Raw genomic sequence first — 17,185 nt, 5'->3', positions numbered from 1 at the left:
CGCTATGCAAATTCTGGGTGAAAACTTTATCCGCGGTGAACGCAGCCGGCAAAACAGCGTCACGCTGGCCAGTTATGATGCATTTACCGGCGAGGCGCTGCCCTACACTTTTTATCAAGCCACGGAGCAGGAAGCCGTCCAGGCCTGCCTGGCCGCCGAACAGGCTTTCCCAGCCTATCACAGCGCGCCTGCGCGTGACCGCGCCCTTTTTCTCGATGCCATTGCCGATAGGCTGGATGCGCTGGGCGATGAGTTTATCCAGCTGGCGATGCGGGAAACAGCGCTGCCTGAAGGCCGTATCCGCGGGGAGCGCGCGCGTACCAGCGGGCAAATGCGGCTGTTTGCTTCCGTGCTGCGGCGCGGGGATTGCTTTGGCGCCCGTATCGATACCGCGCTACCGCAGCGCGCCCCGCTGCCGCGCCCCGATGTGCGTCAGATAAAACGGGGCATCGGGCCGGTGGCGGTGTTCGGCGCCAGTAACTTTCCCCTCGCCTTCTCCACCGCCGGCGGCGATACCGCCTCCGCCCTGGCGGCGGGCTGTCCGGTAGTCATGAAAGCGCATAATGGCCATATGGGCACCGCCGATTGCGTGGCTAACGCCATCGTGCTCGCCGCCCGGCAAACCGGCATGCCTGCCGGAGTGTTCAATATGATTTATGGCGGCGATATCGGACAAGTCCTGGTGCGGCATCCGGCTATTCAGGCGGTGGGGTTTACCGGTTCGCTGAAAGGCGGCCGCGCGTTATATGATCTGGCCGCCGCGCGCCCCGATCCGATCCCCGTGTTTGCCGAAATGAGCAGCATTAACCCGATGATCCTGCTGCCCGGCGCGCTGGCGGCGCGCGGCGAGGGGATCGCCCGTGAGCTGACGGCTTCCGTGGTCGCCGGCTGCGGGCAATTTTGCACCAATCCAGGGTTAATAATCGGTATATCTTCGCCTGACTTCAGCGCTTTTTTGCAGATGATGCGGCAAAATATCCGGCGCAGCCCGCCGCAAACCATGCTCAACCGCGGCGTACTCGCCAGCTATGAAAACGGACTCGCGCAATTACATCAACACCAGGGCATCACCCATCTCGCCGGGGAGCCGCAGCAAGGTATGCAGGCGGTGCCCCAGCTGTTCCAGGCGCAATCCGGTTTGTTGACCACAGGCGATCCACTGTTGCAGGAAGAGGTTTTCGGGCCGGTGACCATCGCCGTCGCCGTGGCGGACCATGCCGAGCTGACGCGGGCCCTGACGGGGCTGCGGGGGCAGTTGACCGCGACGCTGGTGGCGGAAACGGAAGATTTGCGCCATTTTGCCCATCTGGTTCCTTTACTGGAACGCAAAGCCGGCCGCCTGCTGTTAAATGCTTATCCCACCGGCGTCGAAGTCTGTGACGCCATGGTACACGGCGGCCCCTGGCCGGCGACCTCCGATGCCCGCGGTACCTCGGTGGGCACGCTGGCAATCGATCGTTTCCTGCGCCCGGTCTGCTATCAGGATTATCCGCAGGAATTACTGCCCGATGCGCTAAAAGATGACAACCCGCTGAATCTTTCGCGTTTGGTCAACGGCGTTTACACGCGCGAAAAAATCCGTGCTTAATCAGGTGGCGACGTAAGAAAAGATAACGCTTATCACGGTGCGCTGCGCCCCGAAGGCCAAATGATCTTCGGGGCGTTTTTTTTGATAACCGATACGCTTTGGCGTAACAGGCGCTGGCATAGGTGCGTTTGCCGCGTGGCATGGCACCGCTATTCCTGTACATCCATTCCTAGGCGGTCCGGTTTGCCGGCGGCAACGCATCGCTGCCGTAGCCGACGCCGAAACCCTCGGCAAAAGGGTCTTCGGGATCAAGCAGGAAGGTCGATTGCGCAATAATATGGGCGCGGCCGCGTATTTTCGGGATAATGGCTTCGACATGGGGAGTCAGCTTCGTCGTCTCCTCGAAAGTACCCTCAAAGACTGAACCGATAATGCTTTCGTGCCGGAACCTGTCGCCTAGCCCCTGCTGGCGGCGATAAAAGCGCTGGGCCATGCGCGCCGACGTTCCCGTGCCGCCGGGAGATCGGTCAACGCCTGCTTCGCCGAAAAACACCAGGTTACGGTAGCTGCCGGCGCTGTTTTGCTCTTCGGTGAAAATCACCATCGGCACGTGGCAAGCCTTGCCGGTGGCGGGATCGATGATATGCAGATCGCGATTGACGCTATCGCGAATGGCGCGACCCGCGCTCACCAGTTGCTCCGCATACGCCGGTTGCACCGCCAGCCCCAAACTTGATGCGGCGACCAGCGCATAGTAATTCCCGCCGAAGACGATATCCAGGGTAACGGGACCGCGCGCCGGCAAGTCCACCACCTGGTCTGGGGCCACCATATAAGAGGCGACGTTTTGGATGGTGACCCCTTTCACCACGCCATTAGCGACCTCGACTTCCGCGGTGACCAGGCCGGCGGGGGTATCAAATGAGATGCGCGAAAGGGGTTCGGTCACCTCGACATACCCGTTTTCCACCATCACCGTTGCGGCGCCGATGGTTCCCGCGCCGCACATTAACGGCCACCCGCCGGTTTCGATAAAGACGATGCCAATGTCGGCCCGTGGATCGCAGGGCTGCATCAAGATGCTGCCGCACATTTCCGAACTCCCGCGCGGTTCATACATGAGTAGCTTCCTGATGGCGTCGTGATGCTCCATCAGATAGGCGCGCTTTTCGCTGATACGCGCGCCGGGAACGGGCGCGACGCCGCCGATAACCACCCGTGCGGGCGCGCCGGCGCTATGGGCATCAATCACGGAATACTGGACGCTTGACTTCATATGTGATCCTTACCGTCTGAAAAAACGGGACGCTTCGCATCCGCCGCATAGCCGACCCCAAATCCCTCCTGGAACGGATCCTCCGGATCGACAAAAAAGTTGCGCAGGCCAATAACAAACGCCCGCCCTGTGATAAGAGGTAGCACCATTTCTTTTCCAGCCACGATGTGTACGCCGGTCAGCTTGCCGGTGAAACGGGAGCCGATAATGCTTTCATGGACAAAGGTTTCATCCAATGCCAACGCACCCCGCGCATACAGCTGCGCCATGCGCGCCGATGTCCCCGTCCCGCCGGGAGAACGATCGACACCGGCTTCACCAAACAACACCAGATTTCGATGGGTGCCCGGATGCGAGCCAGGCCCGGTGAAAATCACGTTGGGGATCGGCGTCGCCCCCGTTTCCAATGGATGCCTGACGGCGAGGGTGGCGTTAGTGCTTTCCCGTACTTGCCGGCCAATCAACACCAGCCGTTCCGCACAGGCCGGGACCAACGCCAGATCGAAGCGGTCAGCGGGGACAATGACGTAAAAATTGCCGCCATAGGCAATATCGACATCGACACGACCCTGTCCGGGCACATCGATCTGGTGGTCCTTGACCGCGAGGTATGACGGCACATTAGAGAGCGAGACGCCCTGGACCGCGCCGTCTTTAAGAGCAATATGCGCCGTCACCAGACCGGCCGGCGTGTCAAATACGATCTGCGCGCGTGCGCCGGCCGCTTTAAACATGCCGGTCTCGATCAACGCGGTCGCCGCGCCGATGGTGCCTGCGCCGCACATGGTCAGCCAGCCGCCGCTTTCGATAAACACAATACCCACATCGGCGCGCGGATCGCAGGGCGCCATAATCAGGCTTCCGCTCATCTGTGAACCGCCGCGGGGTTCATACATCAGCAGCTTGCGCACATGATCATAGTGAGCAGCCAAGTACAGCCGCTTTTCATTCATGGTATTGCCCTTGGCTTGCGGGACGCCGCCGATCACAACCCGCGCTTGCGCTCCGGCGGCGTGCATATCAACAACAGAATAGTGAGATCTTGAATGCATCAGGTCTCCTGGGGGATAAAAGAAGCGATAATATCTACCTATCAGAGCGTTGGATAACCTTTACTCGATGGTATAAGCCGGCAGGGCGTCGCCTTGTTTATAGATAGTGGGATCAGTGATCATGCCGTAATCCGTGCCCCACCGCTTATGGATTTGCGCATATTTTCCCGACGCGATCAGGTGCACATAGGCGGCCTGCAGGGCTTGCAGCAACCCCGCGCTTGACTCATTGCGCGCCACGGCCGTGGCGCAGGGACCACCGCCCACACGGCCTGTAGGCACAAAAGGCTGTCCCGACGCCACCAGGGTTAACCCCACTTCGCGGCCGGTCAGCACCGCCTCGACGCGTTTGCTGGCGAGCGCAAGCACGGCATCCGCCATTTGCGGAAAGACGCTGACCTGAGGCGCCGGTTTGCCTTCATCCGCACAGCGCGCCTTGCCGGTTTCCATGGCGGGAACGCCGGAAGACCCCCCCAGGATCGCTATCTTATGCCCGCAGACATCCGCGATGCTTTCAGGCATATATTTGCTGCCTTTATTCACCACGAACGCATCGAAATTACTCCATTCGGTGACAAAGTCGGCAACTTCGACACGGTCTTTGCGCACGAAAAACTCGCCCATGCCGATATCGTATTTCTGTGCCTGCAGCCCTAACAGAATCGCGGGGAAATCCATACCCTGGATCTCCGCTTTCAGCCCCATCGTTTGGGCGACAGCGCTAACCATCTCCGGAATCATGCCGACAGTTTTCCCGTTGGCGACAAAAGAAAAAGGCTGGTATTTTGTCATGGTGGCGACGCGGAGCACCCCGCGTTTTTTTATCGCCTCGGGCACCAGCGCGACAATCTCGGGCACAGCCGCAATGCCGCCCTCCTCACCGGTGGGCATGCTGTTGGCGGGCGCCGCATATGCATATGTTGAGGCGGCACACAGCATCAGCGCGGAACCGACCCATGCCACGCCGATAGTTTTTCGAAAGCGCATTACCCTTCTCCTCAGTCAGTTGTTATCTGTAAGGTGTTATATATTACCGATAGACGATAGCATGTTACGATTTTGTGTCAATCCCTTTCCCCGTCGCCATGATCGGCGCCAGGCTTATCCGCCTTGCTGCGGCCTGGCTAAGTGGCCTTTTGCCGGCACACCCCGCCTCCCCTCCCCTTATTAACTTGTGATGAAACACACAGAAATTATCCCCTGCGCTGCCTATAGTTGTTCTATTAGATGATATCTAGTTCTATCAGACAGAACACGAGGCAATATTATGGCGCGAACAGAGGGGACAAATCCCCAACCCCTGGGCGTAACCCCCAGCGGCGTCGATGTGATCGATCGGGCGATGGCGCTGCTGTTCGCCTTCAGGCAAGAAGATCGGTCGTTAACCCTGACCGAACTCGCCAGGCGCACCGGCTTGTATAAAAGCACGGTGCTCAGGCTGGCGGCGGCGCTTTGCCATCACCGGATGATGATCCGCCTGGAGGATGGCCGTTACAGCCTCGGCTCCGCCACCTTCAGCCTGGGAAACCATTACTTAGCCCACCTGAATCTCAGCGATGTGCTGCTGCCGTTAATGCGTGAGCTTAATGAACAGCTTGGCGAAACCGTGTCTTTTCATATCCGGGAAGGGGATCACCGCTTGTGCCTGTTTCGGATTAATTCGCAATTTGCCGTGCGCGTAAACGTACAGCAGGGCGATGTGCAATCGCTTGAGCGTGGTGCCGGCGGCAGGATCCTGCTGGCCTTTTCCGGAGAGCCCGGCGACATCTACGAACAGGTGCGCCGGGCCCATACCTACGCGTCGCACGGCGAGCGCGACGAGGAAACCGCCGGCATTTCCGCGCCGGTATTCGGCCCCGGCCAGCGGCTTATCGGCGCGCTGGGCATCGTGGCGCCCATCAGCCGGCTGGACATGGCGTTGATGGCGCGGTATCGCCCCATCCTGCTGGAGATTGCCGCCCGCGCGACGGAACGGCTGGGGGGCGACGCGCTACCGCTGCTACGTGCAAAAGAGATAGCTGTTTAATACGTGCTCATCGTTTGGAGTTCGGCGCAAAACGAATCCCATGCTGTCGATAAGTGAAACGATATTGCCTGTAAAAGCCCTTTCAATACCGGGGAGACGGTTTATAACGCCGGTGGCGAAGGCATAAAGGGGACATGATGATGTTTCAATGGTTCACATCGCTTAACAAAATCGAAAAACGCACCTTCTGGGCCTGCTTCAGCGGCTGGGGGCTGGACGCCATGGATACGCAGATGTATGCCCTGTCCATCCCGACGCTTATCGCCCTGTGGGGCATGACCAAAGGACAGGCGGGCATCCTGGGCACCACCGTGCTGATCATGGCGGCGCTGGGCGGCTGGATTGCCGGTATTTTATCCGATCGCTATGGCCGGGTGCGGATCCTGCAGGTGACCATCGCCTGGTTTTCCCTCTTTACGTTCCTGTCGGCATTTACCGATTCCTTTTGGCAGTTGATGATCACCCGCGGCCTGCAGGGCATCGGTTTTGGCGGCGAGTGGGCGGTCGGGGCGGTGCTTATCAGCGAGACCATCAACGCCCGGGTGCGCGGGCGCGTGGTCGGCGCGCTGCAGGCGGGCTGGGCCATCGGCTACGGTATTACCGTTATTATTTCGACCATTATCTTTAATTCTTTTCCCGCCGATACCGCCTGGCGCATCCTGTTTGCCCTGGGACTGCTGCCCGCGCTGCTGGTATTGTGGATCCGGCGCAATATCCAGGAAGCGCCGCTGTATAAAAAAGAACATGCCGACGTCCAGGATCAGTCCAACAGTATTTGGGATGTTTTTTCCTCCCCTTATCGCGCCACCACCCTGAAGGCCATTCTGCTGACCTTTGGTATTTACGGCGGCAATTACGTGATGATTACCTGGCTGCCGGCTTACCTGAAACTGGTGCTGCATCTGTCGATTAACAACGTCGGCGGCTATCTGGCCATTAATATCCTCGGGTCGTTCGCCGGCGCCTTCCTTAATGGCTGGATGGCCGATGCGTTCGGCAGGCGTAAAACCTTTATGATCATCGCCTGCTGCCAGGCCGTGGCGGTAGGGGTCTATACGCTGGCGCCGATCAACCTGACCATCACCCTGCTGCTGGGATTTGTGCTCGGCACGCTGCAATCAGGCACCGCCGCAGGCACCGGCGCCTTTATCGCCGAACTGTTCCCCACCCGGGTGCGCGGTTCGGCGCAGGGCCTGTGCGGTAACGCCGGCCGCGCCCTGGGCGCGGTGATGCCGACCATGGTGGGATTACTGAGCATCAATATGGATTTGGGACCGGCCATGGGCATATGCGCCTGCGCGTCCTATGTCATCGTGGTGCTTGCCGCCATGATGCTGCCGGAAACCCGGGGGCGCGATCTGGGTCATATCGTCATGGCTGAAAACCACACCGCCGAGAGGGCAAAAATGCAATGATTATCGATATCCACGGGCACTACACTACCGCGCCGGATGCCCTTGAGGACTGGCGCAAGCGCCAGGTGGCCGCCCTGACCGACCCCGCTTCCGGCATCAGCGCCGCCGATTTGCGTATCACCGATGAGCAAATCAGGGCAAGCATCGAGCAGAACCAACTGCAAAAAATGCGCGAGCGCGGTATCGACGTAACCCTTTTTTCGCCGCGCGCCAGCTTTATGGCCCACCATATCGGCAACGCCGCCACCAGCGCGGCGTGGGCCGGGATCTGCAATGAATTATGCTATCGGGTCAGCGCGCTGTATCCGGCCTTTTTCGCCGGCGCCGCCATGCTGCCGCAGTCGCCGGGCGTCGACACCCGCTCATGCCTGGCGGAAATGGATCGCTGCGTGCGGGAGTACGGTTTCGTCGCCATCAATCTTAATCCGGACCCCTCCGGCGGCCACTGGACGTCGCCGCCCTTGTCCGATCGATATTGGTATCCGATTTACGAAAAAATGCAGGAATATGATCTGCCGGCGATGATCCACGTCAGCACCAGCTGCAACCCGGCGTTTCACACCACCGGCGCCCATTACCTGAACGCCGACACCACGGCCTTTATGCAGTGCCTGGCCTCGGATCTGTTTACCGATTTCCCCCGGCTGCGCTTTATTATTCCCCACGGCGGCGGCGCCGTGCCCTACCACTGGGGCCGCTTCCGTGGACTGGCGCAGGCGATGCGCATCGACGATATCGAGGAAAAGCTGCTGAACAATATTTTCTTCGATACCTGCGTCTACCATCAGCCGGGCATCGACCTGCTTACCCGCGTGATCCCCGTCAGGAATGTGCTGTTCGCCTCGGAAATGATCGGCGCGGTCAGGGGTATCGACCCGCAAACCGGGTTCGCGTTTGACGATACCCGCCGTTATATTGAATGCGCCCGGCTTGACGACGCTGAACGCCAGCTGATATTCGAGGGCAATGCACGCCGCGTCTATCCCCTTCTCGATCAACGACTTAAGGCCCAGGGCCGTTAAGGAGGCAGTATGCATACCCGAATCAATGCATTAGGTATAGTCAAACGCAACATCGAGCGCACCGATCCGGCCCTGGTCAGACGGCTGGGGGATTTTGGCGTGGCCACGCTGCATGAGGCCATGGGCCGCACCGGCCTTATGCGACCCCACATCCGCCCGGCCTTTGCCGGCGCCCGGTTATGCGGCAACGCGGTGACCGTGCTGGCCCAGCCCGGCGATAACCTGATGCTGCATGTCGCCGCAGAGCAGATCCGGCAAGGCGATATCGTGGTGGTGGCCTGTACCGTGGAAAACGGCGACGGCATGTTCGGCGAACTGCTGGCCACCTCTTACCGCGCCCGCGGCGCCGCCGGCCTGGTGAGCGAGGCGGGAGTACGCGATGTCGGCGCCCTGCGCGACATGGGGTTCCCGGTATTCTCCCGCGTCATCAGCGCCAAAGGCACCGCCCGCGCCACCCTGGGCTCAGTCAATGTGCCGGTGATTTGCGCCGGCGCGCTGGTCAATCCCGGCGATGTGATCGTCGCCGATGACGACGGCGTGGTGGTGGTGCCGCGCGACCTCGCCCGGCAAACGGCCGACGCGGCGCAGCAACGCGAAGATAACGAACAGGCGAAGCGCGAGCGCTTCGCTAAGGGCGAGCTGGGCCTGGATATGTATCATATGCGCGATATGCTGGAGCAGGCCGGGTTAAAGTATATCGATTAAAGCCCATAGGGATGGCCGGAAAGCGTATGAACCCTCTCAGCGTCCCCCCGGCAGCATCAGCATGGCTGTTAAGACCATAAGCGCGGCAGTAGGCAGATGGATGCCGAAGGCGCTTTTGGCGGAGCCTTTCGCGGCGAGAATAAGCAGCATGTCGCCGACCGGAATAAGGGCGCCCACCAACAGGATAAGGCCGACGCCGCGCGGGGTATCCCACGCCATGAACGCCAGTACCATGAATCCCGTCGTCAGGTCGCGCACGCCCTTCAGGCGCAGCCACCATGGAATGTTGACGCCGCTTTCCGGCAGCGGCAGGCCGAAACTGCGGGTCGCGGCGGTGGGGTTCACCATATAGAGGCTGCCAATCGCGATAATCGCGAGTGCCAGGAACAGCGCCAGTCCGAACGTTAGCCAATGCATTTGAGTGTCCCAGGGTGGTAATATAGCAATAGAATATAATCTATCATTGCTAGATTATCAAGCCATCGTATAATAACCGGCAATGACGGCTAAGGTGGTCCGGGAGATAAAAGCATGAGTATCGCCGAGCGGAAAGGCAGGCAGCGGGCGGAACGCGAATCCCGCATTATCGCGGCAGCGCGCGCGATCGCAGAGCGCGAAGGATGGAATGCGGTGACCATCCGCCGCCTGGCACAAGAGATAGAATACAGCCAGCCCGTGCTTTATTCACATTTCGAGAACCGGGATGCGATTGTTGCCGCCGTGGCGATCGAGGGTTTCCAAGAGATCACCGCGGCGCTTCGTGCCGCGGCGCGTGAATCGGACGGACAGCGGAACGCCCTGGAGAATGTCGCCATGGCTTATCTCGGCTTTGCCTTCCGCTGGCCCGCGCTCTACGAGGCCATGTTTGTCCTCCCGACCCCTCTGCGGTTCGCCGAGGCGGATACCAGGCCGGAACTGCGGGCTGCTTTCGACGCCATCGCGACGGTGGTCACGCCGTTTTGCGCCGACGCAGAGGTCATGACCGAGACGTTTTGGGCGACCCTGCATGGCCTCGCCGAACTCGAGCGTTCAGGTCGAATCAGGCCCGGCGCGCGGGTTGAACGCATCCTGCTCGCCGTGCGGGCGCTGCTCGCGTCCCGCAACGATGCTCCCGACCCCGGCGAACAGCCGGGACCCGCATAATCCCGCCGCCTGTCAGTGGGAAGCAGAGGTACTGCGCTCGGCACGAACGGCGGTGCCCAGCGCGCTTAGCATCACATCGCGGGTATGGTTCAGATGTTCAGACAAAATAGACACGGCACGGTCCGCGTTGCCGTCTAATATTGCCTGCAACAGTTCATTGTGATCGCTGTTGCGTTCCCCCTGCTCTGTTGAAACCGGTAAAAGCACCCGCTGATAAATTGAAAACGCCTCGGCAAGCTGTTTGACCATCAAAAAAAGCCATTTGCTGCCGCAGTTTTCCATCATGATAAAATTGAACACCTCATGGCGCGTATGCCATTCAGGATTAAATTTGTCCGGCGACTCAGGTAAGGTCTGGGGAGTATGGACCAGGCGGTGATTAGCGGCGATAAGGCGCGCCTGCCACTCAATATCCCCGCTGGCGATCGACTTGCGCAAGGCAATCCCTTCCAACGTAATCCGCTGTTCCGTTAAATCGATAAGCTCGCCCGCATTCAGCCCGCGCACGCTGAATCCTTGCTGCGGCGCAACGTCCACCAGCAATTCGCCCGCCAGGCGGCTCAGGGCCTCGCGTATGACATTCATGCTCACATCAAACCGCTGGGCAAGTTCGGAAATCTTAAGTTTATTCCCCGGCAGAAGCTGTCCGGTAAGAATCAAGCCCCGGACATGAGAATAAATCGTCTCATTTAGCGACCTTCCCTCTTTGAGAACCTTCATTTTCCTTCTCCAGTGAATTCTTATTTTTCAAATAGTTAAAAGCTTGCTCTGCTAATTAATTCCCATAATAACATAGCCAAAATTAAAAGGATATTCATACATAAAACTTATAATATGCTAAAAAATCCATTTTTTGCTTTAAAAAAGTTTTTTGCCGCGTATTATCAATTTCACCCCCACCGGTGTCAGCCAGGAGTCAGCATGAATGTTCCACTGAATAAGGCGTCCATTGAATTTGAAGGCATGCAGGCAGGCTATTACCACGCCGGGAAAGGCAAGCCGCTGATGCTGATTCATGGTTCCGGCCCTGGCGCCTCCAGTTTAGGCAACTGGAGCCGCGTGCTGGAGCCGCTGGGCCATGACTATCACATCTTCGCCATGGATCTTATCGGTTTTGGCATCAGCGATCGCAAGGCGGAACCACCCTACTTTGATTTCCCCCTGTGGATTCGCCAGGCTAAAGCGATGCTGGATTATATCGGCGCGGCCGAGATCGGCATCATCGGCCATTCGCTGTCCGCCGCCATCGCACTGTCACTGGCGTCTTCCGACAAGCGGGTGTCGGCAGTGCTGACCACCGGCGCTATCGGCGCGCCCTTCCTTGCCACGGCCGCGACTCAGCGCATCTGGCGCTGTCCGCAAAACCGGGACGAACTGATCGCCACGCTGGGTACGCTTATTCATGATCAATCGATCATTGATGACAACTATATCAAGGCAAGAGAGCCGGTCGTGTTTGCGCCCGGTTATGCCGAATATTTCAATGCCATGTTTACCGGCGAACCGCAGCGTTATGTCGAAATGACCACCCTGGGTGATGAGGTGTTGTCCGCTATTAACTGCCCGGTCGTCATGCTGCACGGGCGCGATGATATTCCTTTTCCCAAAAGTACCTCTGAATATTTATCAGCAAAGATTAAATATGCCGATTTACACATCCTGAGTGAATGCTCTCACTCTGTGGCATTTGAAAGAACCAGAGCCTTTATGGCGGCAGCGCATCAACTGTTTCAGTAATTCCATCGCTGCGCCCGAGATGACAAGAATAAAGCGATGTGCGTGGCGATAACGCATCGCCGCAATGCTTAATGACGGTCCGATAATAAGTCGGCTTTTCACTACAAAACACCCTTTCACAGGGAATTATGTTTGCTGTCCTGTCGCGGTATTACAACGAGGAAATTATAATGAATTGGCTGTCTCACTTTAAAAAACGCACGTCCCCTTTATTCTTTTCCTATATTCTGGCGTCAACGGCGCTATCAGCCTTTATGACTACCCCGGTAAAAGCAGAGGAAGACAGATTAGTCGGGTTGATTCCCGCGCTTAAAGCGGAAAAGCCGTTCAAGCTGGGGGTGACCGTAGTCCATCTGAACGATGATTTTTATAAAGGCATTATTTACGGCATTACCGATGAAGCCAAACGCTCCGGCGTGGACGTGGTCCAGGTGTCGGTGGCCGGCGCATACGGCAATGTGCGTGAACAGTTTGCCCAGCTGGAGGCGTTGAAAAGCATCGGCGCCGACGTGGCGGTGTTGGCCCCGGCCGCCTTCAACGGTTTTGACCCCATCATTAAATCCCTCAAAGCGGGCGGCATGAAGGTCGCATCGGTCGGCATCCCCGTGGACAGTAAAAATATCGACTTCGGCGTTCTGCAGGATGATACCTATATCGGCAAACTTATGGCGGACGCCGTCTGTAAATCCCCGGTCACGCCGAAAAATGTCGCCATGATCCCAGGACCCGCCGGGGCCGAATGGGTACGCCTTCGTTATGAAGGTTTCAAGGCGCAGGCAGGTAAATGCGCAACGCCCGTTTCCGTGGTTGAAACGGGATTTGGCGGCGGCATCGATCTGCAGGAAGGTCTGGCCAAGGCCTCCGACCTGATGCTACGCAACCCTGAGGTCAATTTTATCTATACCCCGCAGATTACGCTGGGCATGGGGGCGGTCCAGGCTATCCGCCAGCAGCACCGGCAGGCGTCCGTCGTGAGCTCGGCCATGGTTAAAAGGGCCGTGCCGATGATAGAAGACGGGAAAATGCTGGCCGTGGTATCCGAGCCGGGCATCATCATGGGACGCCTGATTGTTCAGTACGCCATCCGCGCCATGGCGGGAAAACCGCTGCCTAACCTGGCGCCGGCAGGTACCGATGGACTGAATTACGCCCATTACAATGTGCCGAATAAGGTGCTGGACAAGAGCAACGTGGCGACACATCCCTTTGAAACCTATGAAATCGCGCCGGCTGAATGGAAAGTGCCTGCAATGCAGTAAGCCTGGTACGAGGTAACAACGATGTCGACAGAACAGGTAACGGGTAAGGCGCTAAGTCAGGGAAGCTCGCCGCTGCTGCGGATCAGCGGCTTGTCCAAGCGGTTTGGCGCCACGCAGGCGCTGAACCAGGTTTCCATCCAGTTCCAGGCCGGGGAGATCCACTGCGTGCTGGGCGAGAACGGGGCCGGCAAGTCAACTATCGGCAAGATCATCAGCGGATTATATCCAGCAGACGAAGGCGCGATCTGGTATGGCGAACGGCAAGTCTCGTTCAGCAGTTCCCGTGAAGCGCGCCATGCCGGCATAGTGATGGTGTATCAGGAACTGTCCCTGGCGCCGAGCCTGTCGGTCCGCGCCAACCTGTGGCTGGGCGCGGAGAAAGGCAAAACGGTGTTTTCGTTTATCCGCAAAGCCCGGGAAGTCGCCCGGGTGCAGGAAGTCCTGGCCCAGCTTGGGCTGGCCGACATTGATATGGAACGGTCGGTAAGCGCTTTCCCGGTAGCCATACAGCAGCTTATCGAAATCGGGAAATCGTTACTGTCCCAGCCGCGGGTGATTATCTTCGACGAGCCGACGGCCATGCTGGGCGCCGTCGAGAAGGAACGCTTTTTCCGGGTGCTGGAAAAACTGCGGGCAGCGGGTCTGGCCTCGATTTTAGTGACTCATCATATTGATGATGTGATCGCGGTCAGTGACAGGGTCACTATTATGCGCAATGGACAAGTCGTGGACTCATTCCCCGTCGGCGGCGATGTGGATGCTGATGTCATTGTCTCGCGCCTTACGGGCAAGGCGCCCGGCAGCCACGAAATGAATGACAAAGGCAACCTGCGCTTCCCGCCCTTGCTCGACGTGGAAAACCTGCCGGTCAGCCGCGGCGGAACCCGGGTTTTTTCTGTCGGTCGCGGCGAAGTGGTTGGCATCTATGGGGTGGTCGGCTGCGGAGGCGAGGCCTTGCTGCATAACCTGGTCGGCTTCCTGCCCATGCCAGGCGACACCCCTCTCAGCTTCAAATTAGAGGGTTATGCATGGCGGCCCGCAAACGTGTCCGAGGCGCTGAAAAAAGGGGTTTCCTGGCTGCCTGCCGGCAGGGCGGCCAATGGCGTGTATCCGTCCCTGTCCATCGCGGAAAACTTGATGATGACCCAGTTAAAACGGTTCGCTCGCAGCGGATTCATCCGTATTGGCCGGGCAGAATCCATGGCGGACCAACTGCTGCAAGCCTGCGGCGTGAAATACGCTGATAAGCATGACCCGCTTACCAGCCTCAGCGGCGGCAACCAGCAGAAGGTTCTGCTCGCCCGGGCCATGGCCAGCGCCGGAAAAGTGCTGGTACTGGAAGAACCCACCGCCGGCGTCGATATCGCGGCCAAACATGAAATCCATCAGCGCATTCGCGCGCTGGCCTCGACCGGGGTATCGGTGCTGATGTTATCAAGCGATCTGGCCGAAACGATGGCGCTGTGCGACACGGTGTGGACAATGTTCCACGGCAGTATCGTCACGGCATACCGCAACCCTGACGAACATGACAAAGCGTCGATTATCGCAGACGTTGTCGGCCAGGCCGGTCAGGACCAGCCAGATCATTAACCCTTACGTAATGATGAAGCAGGAGTTTGCATCATGAGTACAAGCAGAGAAGCGGGGCTCCTGGCGTCGGGAAAAGGCGTGAAAACCAGACGATTTTCGCTTTCGGACTGGATGCTTCCCCTGTTGATTGTGTTAACCGCCGTCATCGCGGGCTTTATCCAGCCGAGATTTATGTCCGTCAGTAACGGGATAAATCTGGCCTGCCAACTGGCCCCTCTGCTTATTATCTCACTTGGCCAGGCCGTGGCCGTAATAAGGGGGGGACTGGATCTGTCGCTTTCTTCTGCCATGTCCCTCGCAGGCGTCGCGGGCGTGATGATCATGAATCAGTTCGGCGTCCCCGCGGGCCTGGTCGCCATGCTGCTGGTCGGCACGTTAACCGGCGCCGCGTCAGGCATCCTTATCGCGGTTTTTAATACCTCCCCCCTGGTGATTACCCTGGGGATGCTGTCCGTCGCTCAGGCATTCGCTTTAATATTGTCGGGCGGCGTGCCCATTTACGACGTTCCCGCCTCATATATCGAAGCCGTGGGCTATGGCACATTATTAGGGCTTCCCGTGATGGTATGGATTGCCATCGCCTTGACCATCATGATTGGCGTATTGCTCAAATACACGCTGTTCGGCCGCTATGTCTATGCCATGGGCTCCAATGTGTCCGCGGCGTCCAAATCGGGAATCAACGTAAAATGGAATACGGTCCTGGTCTATATGGTCAGCGGTTTCTGCGCCGGAACGGGGGCCATCATCTTAACCGCCTGGACCAGCTCCGCCCAGCCCATCGCGGCGGCGAACCTGACGCTGCAGTCCCTGGCGGCGGTCGTTCTCGGGGGCGTGGCGCTGACCGGCGGCGCAGGCAATCTTCGGCAGGTGATTACCGGTGTGGTGGTATTAACGCTGCTGTCAAACGTGATGAACATGGTAGGCGTATCCGCCTATTACCAGACGCTCGCCGTGGGTGTCGTCATTATTTTCGCCGTTATTCTCGATCGTTTCCGCCGCCATGATTCGCATTAACATTATATTGGCTTCATCCCTATTATCATCGAGGAGTATTACCGTGTCCGATAAGGTGCAATACATCAATCCGGAAAACGCCAGCCCCGCGCAAGGACTCTATTCTAACCTGACCAAAGTGAGCGCGGGAGACCTTTATTATATCTCCGGTCAACTTTCAGTAGGTTCCGATGGCGGCGTGGTAGGTAAAAACGATTTTGACGCGCAGTTTGCGCAGGTGTTTAACAATTTAGGCGCGGTGCTGGCAGCGGTAGGCTGCGATTACAACGATGTGGTGAAATTTAATACCTATCTGGTGGCATCCCAGCATATTGACGCTTTTATGAAAAACCGGAAAGAACTGTTTCCAACACTTTTCGCCACGCCGGATTATGCGCCGAATACGCTGCTGGTAGTGGACCGGCTGGTTAAAGAAGAATTCCTCATTGAAGTGGAAGCCGTGGCCCGCGCGCGCGATTAATTAATATAGCGTTTTTATTGTAAGGTAAAATATGAAACTGGTTACGTATCTGCTTTCCGGCGAGAAAAAAATCGGCGTAATTAACACTGCCGGAAAAGTAGTCGATGTCACTGATATTGTTGCTACCAATGATATGAATGTGCTGATTGACAGCTATGCGACATTTGCCGACAGGCTGCAACGCTACAGTGAACGTCCCGATGAGGATGGCCTGGCGCAGGAAGACGTGCGTTTACTGGCGCCGATTCCCTGTACCCGGCGCAATATTTTTTGCGTCGGCAAAAATTACTCGGCCCATGCGCAAGAGTTTGCAAACAGCGGGTTTGATTCGAGCGCCGCGGCGGGAAATGTCCCCGCGCATCCTATTATCTTCAGCAAACCCTCCACCTCGGTCAGTGGCCCCGGCGACGAGGTAGACAGTACGCTTGATCCCTACCATACCCTCGATTACGAAGCCGAGTTAGCCGTGGTGCTGGGCAAAAAAGGACGCGTGACGCAGAGCGACGATCCCATGTCTTATGTCTTCGGCTACACGCTGGTCAACGACCTCACCTCGCGTCATCTGCAAAAACAGCATAGCCAGTGGCTGCTCGGCAAGGGCATTGACGGATTCTGCCCGATGGGCCCGGTCCTGGTGACTGCCGATGAGTTTGGCGAACCCGGTTCCCAGACAATAGCCTGTACCGTCAACGGCGAAAAACGCCAGGAGGCCGCCATTGCGGATCTTATCTTTGACGTTGCGACCCTAATCAAGACCATTGGACAAAACATTACGCTGCTGCCGGGCGATATTATCGCCACCGGTACGCCTGCTGGTGTTGGAATAGGTTTTACGCCGCCTAGATATTTAAAAAAGGGAGATAAAGTGACGGTGGCAATGAAGGAGATCGGCGAATTAACCAATACGATTATTTGATTTGCAGATAATACATTTTCTCAGGCGTTCACGTTG

17 protein-coding genes are annotated in these 17,185 nt (G+C 57.9%); 12 read left to right on the top strand and 5 right to left on the bottom strand.

Annotated features, from left to right (window positions below):
* The first annotated feature begins 4 nt into the window (after positions 1-4).
* A complete protein-coding gene (locus ACL2XF_RS05980; protein ID WP_413728219.1) occupies positions 5-1,588 on the top strand; it encodes an aldehyde dehydrogenase (NADP(+)) in 1,584 nt (527 codons plus the stop codon).
* A 169-nt stretch (positions 1,589-1,757) separates the two neighbouring features.
* Here the strand turns inward: ACL2XF_RS05980 and ACL2XF_RS05975 are convergent, their stop codons facing one another.
* Genes ACL2XF_RS05975 through ACL2XF_RS05965 form a run of 3 tightly spaced genes read right to left on the bottom strand, consistent with a single transcriptional unit; the run spans position 1,758 to position 4,843 of the window.
* Positions 1,758-2,804, bottom strand: coding sequence for a proline racemase family protein (locus tag ACL2XF_RS05975; RefSeq protein ID WP_410014792.1), 1,047 nt, complete (start codon positions 2,802-2,804; stop codon positions 1,758-1,760).
* Complete coding sequence (locus tag ACL2XF_RS05970; protein ID WP_410014791.1) at positions 2,801-3,856, bottom strand: proline racemase family protein; 1,056 nt, start codon at positions 3,854-3,856, stop codon at positions 2,801-2,803. Before ACL2XF_RS05970 ends, ACL2XF_RS05975 begins: the two co-directional genes overlap by 4 nt.
* A 60-nt stretch (positions 3,857-3,916) precedes the next feature.
* Complete coding sequence (locus ACL2XF_RS05965; protein ID WP_410014790.1) at positions 3,917-4,843, bottom strand: transporter substrate-binding domain-containing protein; 927 nt, start codon at positions 4,841-4,843, stop codon at positions 3,917-3,919.
* 280 nt (positions 4,844-5,123) lie between these two features.
* Between ACL2XF_RS05965 and ACL2XF_RS05960 the strand changes: the two genes are divergently transcribed.
* The 4 genes from ACL2XF_RS05960 (at position 5,124) to ACL2XF_RS05945 (ending at position 9,024) form a co-directional block, all read left to right on the top strand.
* Positions 5,124-5,882: an IclR family transcriptional regulator gene (locus tag ACL2XF_RS05960; protein WP_413728218.1), complete on the top strand. Its 759-nt coding sequence runs from the start codon at positions 5,124-5,126 to the stop codon at positions 5,880-5,882.
* A 134-nt stretch (positions 5,883-6,016) separates the two neighbouring features.
* Complete coding sequence (locus ACL2XF_RS05955; RefSeq protein ID WP_410014788.1) at positions 6,017-7,297, top strand: MFS transporter; 1,281 nt, start codon at positions 6,017-6,019, stop codon at positions 7,295-7,297.
* On the top strand, positions 7,294-8,319 hold the full coding sequence (locus tag ACL2XF_RS05950) for an amidohydrolase family protein (protein WP_413728217.1): 1,026 nt from the start codon (positions 7,294-7,296) through the stop codon (positions 8,317-8,319). Before ACL2XF_RS05955 ends, ACL2XF_RS05950 begins: the two co-directional genes overlap by 4 nt.
* A gap of 9 nt (positions 8,320-8,328) precedes the next feature.
* A complete protein-coding gene (locus tag ACL2XF_RS05945; protein ID WP_410014786.1) occupies positions 8,329-9,024 on the top strand; it encodes a 4-carboxy-4-hydroxy-2-oxoadipate aldolase/oxaloacetate decarboxylase in 696 nt (231 codons plus the stop codon).
* A gap of 36 nt (positions 9,025-9,060) precedes the next feature.
* Here the strand turns inward: ACL2XF_RS05945 and ACL2XF_RS05940 are convergent, their stop codons facing one another.
* A complete protein-coding gene (locus ACL2XF_RS05940) occupies positions 9,061-9,441 on the bottom strand; it encodes a DUF4267 domain-containing protein (protein WP_410014785.1) in 381 nt (126 codons plus the stop codon).
* Between the two features lie 114 nt (positions 9,442-9,555).
* On the opposite strand from ACL2XF_RS05940, the gene ACL2XF_RS05935 reads away from it, so the two are divergent.
* Positions 9,556-10,167 (top strand): WHG domain-containing protein, encoded by a 612-nt coding sequence (locus tag ACL2XF_RS05935; protein ID WP_413722982.1) that lies wholly within the window; start codon positions 9,556-9,558, stop codon positions 10,165-10,167.
* Between the two features lie 12 nt (positions 10,168-10,179).
* On the opposite strand, the gene ACL2XF_RS05930 is transcribed toward ACL2XF_RS05935, so the two are convergent.
* Positions 10,180-10,887, bottom strand: a complete 708-nt coding sequence (locus ACL2XF_RS05930) for a GntR family transcriptional regulator (protein ID WP_413722983.1) — start codon at positions 10,885-10,887, stop codon at positions 10,180-10,182.
* Between the two features lie 201 nt (positions 10,888-11,088).
* On the opposite strand from ACL2XF_RS05930, the gene ACL2XF_RS05925 reads away from it, so the two are divergent.
* The 6 genes from ACL2XF_RS05925 to ACL2XF_RS05900 all read left to right on the top strand — a co-directional run bounded on the left by ACL2XF_RS05925 (position 11,089) and on the right by ACL2XF_RS05900 (position 17,149).
* Positions 11,089-11,904: an alpha/beta fold hydrolase gene (locus ACL2XF_RS05925; protein ID WP_410014782.1), complete on the top strand. Its 816-nt coding sequence runs from the start codon at positions 11,089-11,091 to the stop codon at positions 11,902-11,904.
* Between the two features lie 170 nt (positions 11,905-12,074).
* Positions 12,075-13,163 carry a substrate-binding domain-containing protein gene (locus ACL2XF_RS05920; RefSeq protein WP_410014781.1) on the top strand — a complete coding sequence of 363 codons (1,089 nt, stop codon included), beginning with the start codon at positions 12,075-12,077 and terminating at the stop codon, positions 13,161-13,163.
* A 21-nt stretch (positions 13,164-13,184) separates the two neighbouring features.
* Complete coding sequence (locus ACL2XF_RS05915) at positions 13,185-14,756, top strand: sugar ABC transporter ATP-binding protein (protein WP_410014780.1); 1,572 nt, start codon at positions 13,185-13,187, stop codon at positions 14,754-14,756.
* Positions 14,757-14,789: 33 nt separating this feature from the next.
* Positions 14,790-15,773, top strand: coding sequence for an ABC transporter permease (locus tag ACL2XF_RS05910; RefSeq protein WP_410014779.1), 984 nt, complete (start codon positions 14,790-14,792; stop codon positions 15,771-15,773).
* Between the two features lie 43 nt (positions 15,774-15,816).
* Complete coding sequence (locus tag ACL2XF_RS05905) at positions 15,817-16,233, top strand: RidA family protein (protein ID WP_410014778.1); 417 nt, start codon at positions 15,817-15,819, stop codon at positions 16,231-16,233.
* A 31-nt stretch (positions 16,234-16,264) separates the two neighbouring features.
* Complete coding sequence (locus ACL2XF_RS05900) at positions 16,265-17,149, top strand: fumarylacetoacetate hydrolase family protein (protein ID WP_413728216.1); 885 nt, start codon at positions 16,265-16,267, stop codon at positions 17,147-17,149.
* Positions 17,150-17,185 lie beyond the last annotated feature (36 nt).

Source organism: Sodalis sp. RH19 (genome assembly GCF_047324215.1).
GTDB lineage: Bacteria > Pseudomonadota > Gammaproteobacteria > Enterobacterales > Enterobacteriaceae > Acerihabitans.
This window is presented reverse-complemented; position numbering and strand designations above follow the sequence as displayed.